We start from the raw sequence: 2,662 nt of genomic DNA on the forward strand, positions 1-2,662 counted from the left end.
GAGATCTGGTCCGGAAAACCGGCCGCGGTCGACGTGGACAGCACGGGACCGTGGCGCCCCTTCCGCTCGAACCTGCGGCGGGCGCAGGCGAGCGGGCCGAACTTCGCGGGGCGCTTCACGCTCGTGCAGTGGAACTGCGGGCTGCGCTGCACGCAGGTCGTGCTGCTCGACACGTCGACGGGAAAACCGGTCGGCGACCTGCTGGCCTCGACGGGGATCCGCTTCCGCCTGGACAGCGAGCTTCTGATCGCCAACCCCCCGGAGTCGATCCCCGCGGGGGACAAGCGGACGAAGACGCGGTACTACCGCTTCACCGCGGGGGCCTTCGAGGAGATCTCCGTCAGCGCGCCGTAGCCTTCACCGCGTCGACGAGCGCCTTCGCGTGGGCCACCGGGACCTCGGGGAGGATCCCGTGTCCCAGGTTGAAGATGTGGCTGCGCGCCGCGCGCCCGCGCTCGACGACCTCGCGCGCCCGCGCCGCGATCGTCTCGGGGGGAGAGAACAACACGCACGGATCGAGATTCCCCTGGAGGACGAAGTCCGGGCCGACCCGTCGCGCCGCCTCGTCGAGGGGGGTGCGCCAGTCGACGCCCAGGACGTCCGCGCCGCACTCCCGGATCGCGTCGAACAGGTGCGCGCCGTCCAGGGCGAAGTAGATCACCGGGACGCCGAGGGGCTTCAGCGACGCGACGACCTCGTTCACGTAAGGGAGCGAGTACTCGCGGTAGTCGTCGTATCCGAGGATCCCGGCCCACGAATCGAAGACCTGGATCGCCTGCGCCCCCGCCTTCACCTGCGCGGCGAGATACCGGACGGTCATCGCCGTGCACTTCTGCAGGAGCAGCCGCGCGGAGTCGGGATCGGAGAAGAGCATCCCCTTGAACTTGTCGAAGTTCTTCGAGCCTTCCCCTTCGACGAGGTACGCGGCGAGGGTCATCGGCGCCGCACCGAAGCCGATCAGGGGCACGCGCCCCGCGAGCTCGCGGCGGAGGATCCGGATCGTCTCGTAGACGTAGGGGAGCCCCTCCTCGGGGTCCGCCACGACCAGCCGCTCGACGTCGGCGCGGGTGCGCACGGGCGGGTCGAGGACCGGGCCGGGGTTGAAGTCCATCCGGATCCCCATCGGCTCGACGGGAACGAGGATGTCGGAGAAGAGGATCGCGGCGTCGACGCCCAGGATGTCGATCGGCTGGATCGTGACCTCGGCGGCGAGCTCGGGGTTCTTGCAGAGGTCGACGAACGATCCCGCCTTCGCGCGCGTGGCCCGGTACTCGGGGAGGTACCGTCCCGCCTGCCGCATGATCCAGATGGGGGGGCGCTCGGTCTTCTCGCCCCGGCACGCTCGAAGGAACAGGTCGCTCACGGGTGCCTCACTAGGCCAGGATCGCCTTGGCGATCGTGTTGAGCTGCATGAAGGTCGTGCCTTCGTAGATCTTCCCGATCTTGCAGTCGCGGTAGTACTTCTCGACCGGGTACTCGTGGGTGTAGCCGTTGCCGCCGTACACCTCGACCGCCGCCGACGCCGACTGCTCGGCGACCTCGGAGGCGAGGAGCTTGGCCATCGCGGCCTCGGTCATGAACGGCTCTCCGGCATCGCGAAGGCGCGCCGCGTTGTAGACGGTGAGGCGCGCGGCGTGGATGCGTGCGGCGAGCCCCGCGAGAAGGTGCTGGACCGCCTGGAACTCCGCGATCGGCCGGCCGAACTGCTGCCGCTCCTTCGCGTAGCGGATGGCGCAGTCGAGCGCTCCCTGCGCGAGGCCGACCATCTGCGCTCCGATCCCGATCCGTCCCTCGTTCAGGGTCTCGATCGCGATCTTGTACCCCTTGCCGATCTCGCCGAGGACGCGGTCGCCGGGGATCCGGCAGCGGTCGAAGACGATCTCGCACGTCGAGGACGCCTTGATCCCGAGCTTGTCCTCGCGCTTGCCGAGCGAGAAGCCGGGATCGCTCCTCTCGACGAGGAAGGCGGTGATCCCCTTGTACCCCTTCGACGGATCCACGGTGGCGAAGACGAGGAACTGCCCCGCCTCGCCCGCGTTCGTGATCCAGAGCTTGTGGCCGTCGAGGACCCATCCGTCGGCGTCCTGCGTCGCGCGGCAGGCGAGCGCGAACGCGTCCGATCCCGAGCCCGCCTCGCTGAGCGCGTAGGAGACGACCGTGTCGGTCGCCGCGCGCCGGAGGAAACGTTCCTTCTGCGCCGGGGTGCCGAGACGGGAGACGGCGTTGTTGAAGAGGGTGTTCTGGACGTCGACGAGCACCCCGACCGCGGCGTCGACCTTCGAGATCTCCTCGACCGCGAGGATCGACTGGAAGAAAGTCCCGCCGGCGCCGCCGTATTCCTCGGGGACGTCGATCCCCATCAGCCCCATCTCGAAGAGTTTGGGGAGGAGGTCGTCGTCGTATCTCCCGGCGGCGTCCATCGCCTGCACGCGCGGGGCGATCTCCCCGGCGGCGAACTCGCGCACGGCGTCGCGGAACAGGGCTTCTTCGTCGGTGATCTGCGTCAGGGCGGGGATGCGGGAATCCATGCCGAACTCCTGCTGCAAAAGAGGGGGATGGTAGCAGCAGGGGTAGGTGTGGAGGGGAAATGGGGACAGCAACCTATTTCGGGAGCTGGGACAGTCCCCGGCTCCCGAAATAGGTTGCTGTCCCCATTTCGCAC

The 2,662-nt window shown here is 68.7% G+C and carries 3 protein-coding genes; 1 reads left to right on the forward strand and 2 read right to left on the reverse strand.

Annotation, left to right across the window (positions count from 1 at the left end):
- A partial coding sequence (locus VF139_08630) for a hypothetical protein (protein ID HEX6851464.1) occupies nt 1-354 on the forward strand: 354 nt, incomplete at its 5' end.
- On the opposite strand, the gene hemE is transcribed toward VF139_08630, so the two are convergent.
- Complete coding sequence (gene hemE, locus VF139_08635) at nt 341-1,363, reverse strand: uroporphyrinogen decarboxylase (protein ID HEX6851465.1); 1,023 nt, start codon at nt 1,361-1,363, stop codon at nt 341-343. The genes VF139_08630 and hemE overlap by 14 nt on opposite strands.
- Nucleotides 1,364-1,373: 10 nt before the next feature.
- Nucleotides 1,374-2,528 (reverse strand): acyl-CoA dehydrogenase family protein, encoded by a 1,155-nt coding sequence (locus tag VF139_08640; protein HEX6851466.1) that lies wholly within the window; start codon nt 2,526-2,528, stop codon nt 1,374-1,376.
- Nucleotides 2,529-2,662 lie beyond the last annotated feature (134 nt).

Source organism: Candidatus Polarisedimenticolaceae bacterium (assembly GCA_036376135.1).
Classification (GTDB): Bacteria; Acidobacteriota; Polarisedimenticolia; order Polarisedimenticolales; family DASRJG01; genus DASVAW01.

What these genes read in the sequence shown, in the direction of transcription:
- VF139_08640 (HEX6851466.1), bottom strand. Translation starts at nt 2,528, where the DNA reads ATGGATTCCCGCATCCCCGCCCTGACGCAGATCACCGACGAAGAAGCC.